General features: G+C 66.2%; 2 protein-coding genes. One reads left to right on the plus strand and one right to left on the minus strand.

Translation table 11 applies throughout. The annotated features are described in order from the left end of the window. Positions 1 to 221 precede the first annotated feature (221 nt). Complete coding sequence (gene tyrS / locus NBW84_RS18360; protein ID WP_250285966.1) at positions 222 to 1,619, minus strand: tyrosine--tRNA ligase; 1,398 nt, start codon at positions 1,617 to 1,619, stop codon at positions 222 to 224. Between the two features lie 169 nt (positions 1,620 to 1,788). Between tyrS and NBW84_RS18365 the strand changes: the two genes are divergently transcribed. Then, positions 1,789 to 1,985: helix-turn-helix domain-containing protein (locus tag NBW84_RS18365; protein WP_250285967.1), on the plus strand; the 197-nt coding region annotated here is incomplete at its 3' end.

The raw sequence follows: 1,985 nt of genomic DNA on the forward strand, positions 1-1,985 counted from the left end.
CCTCTGCCTCTGCCTCTGCCTCTGCCGCGGCCTGAGACACCCGAGACGCGGCAGAGCGGCACCGGGCAGAATGATGACCGCTCCGGCCGGCACCACGGCTACGGGTTTCGAGTGGTTCTGGCTCGGTAGCCGGCTTTGGCGACGCTCCATATGACGTCGATATCGCCGTCATGGCAGCTGACTCCGATAAGGTAGTCATCCATCACGACGGCGATATCGGATCAGGCGGTGGTGATGACGCGTGCGAGCTTGCGGCCGACCTTGAGGTAGAGGTCGCCGAGCTGGCCGTCGAACTTGTCCTTGACCAGGGTGGCCAGCGGTTCGCGAGTTTCGTCGGCGCTCAGCGTCACCTGCTCCTGGCCCCCCTCCGACTCGACCACGAGGCGCAGACCGTTCTGCTGGGCGACGCGGCGGACATCGCCGTTGCTCCTGGCGAAGCCCAGGGCCTTGATGACCTCGGTCACGGGCTGGCTGAGGTCGGCGATCGTGGGCAGGTCTTCGACCTCACCGAAGGTGCGCCTGGAGAAGCGGGCGGCAAACTCCTCGCGAGCCTTCATCGCCGCGTCGACGCCGTGGATGGCGGCGGTGACCTCCCCGGCGAGGATCTTCTTCAAGTCCATCGGGTGCAGCGTCCCGGCCTCCACCCGCTCGCTGGTGATGGCGAGTTCGGGGTCCAGCCATTCCGACAGCGCCTGGAAGTAGGGCTCTACGAGCCGGTCGGGTACCGACATGATCTTACCGAAGATCTCGCCAGCTGGGGCGGTCAGCGGCACGTAGTTGCCTTTGGACTTGCTCATCTTGGCCCCGGTGCCGTCCGTGCCTTCGATGAGCGAGGTGGCGACCACGAGTTCGGGCGTCTGACCGCAGATGTCCATGACCTTGCGGCACATCTGCATGTTGAGGAACTGGTCGATGCCGCCGACCTCGAGGTCGCAGCTGGTCTCCACGGAGTCCAGCGCCATCACGACCGAGTACATCAGCTCGGCCAGCGACAGGCCCTGTCCCAGCTCGAGGCGCTTGCGGAAGTCCTCACGCTGTAGCGGCATCGACACCGGGATCTGCGAGATGATCTCGATAATCTCCGGCAGGGTGATCTGTCGCAGCCAGTCGCCGTTGTGGCGGAACTGGGCGCGGTCGAAGTCGAAGAACGGAGTGACCTGCTGGCGGTAGGTGGCGAGGTTGCGGACGATGTCCTCGTCGGTCAGGGCGGGGCGATCGTCAGAGCGGCCTGACGGGTCGCCGATCTTGGCGGTCATGTCCCCGACGATGAACACGACCTGGTGGCCCATGCGCTGGAAGCGGCTGAGGATGAGCATGGGCACCGAGTGCCCGAGGTGCACCTCGGCTCCGGTCGGGTCGATGCCGAACTTGGCGACGAACCGACGGCCCTTCCTGTCGGCGGCGATGATCCGCTCAGCCAGCGCGTCGGCGGAAGGCTGAAGCTCCTGCGAGCGGGCGGCGATCAGGGCGGCCTGCTCGGCCGGGGCCAGGTCCGACAGATCCAGGCCGCGGCGCCGCGTGGTCTCGGTCAGCAGCTCGCGCACGGTGGCGTCGGCCGCAAGGTCCGCGCCGTTCAGCAGGGCGGTGGCGCGGTCAACGGACTGGCTCAGTCGGGTCATCAACGCTCTCCTGGAAACTGGATGTCCACACATGCTATTGGGCCGTCGCGAGCCGATTCCTCTTGGTCAACGTGGCCACAGGCCGATCAGGTCGATATCACCGTCGTGGCAGTTGACTCCGATAAGGTAGTCGTCTATCGTGACGGCGATATCGGAGTCAGGCGGGGTCATGGCGTACACGGGGAAGGTCACGAGCGCCGAGTCACTGGGGCGCATCCTGCAGCAGGCCAGGCTGCTCGCCGGGCTGAGCCAGCGTGAGCTCGCCCGTCGGCTGGGCACCACGCAGAAGTACATCTGGGAGCTTGAGGCCGGCAAGCCATCCATCGTGATGGACCGCCTCTTCGCCGCCATGCGCGAGACCGGCAT

The sequence above is a fragment of the Protofrankia sp. CiP1_Cm_nod2 genome, from assembly GCF_920664355.1.
Classification (GTDB): domain Bacteria; phylum Actinomycetota; class Actinomycetes; order Frankiales; family Frankiaceae; genus Protofrankia.

Coding starts and splice junctions, on each gene's coding strand:
- tyrS (WP_250285966.1), bottom strand. CDS start 1,619: ATGACCCGACTGAGCCAGTCCGTTGACCGCGCCACCGCCCTGCTGAAC.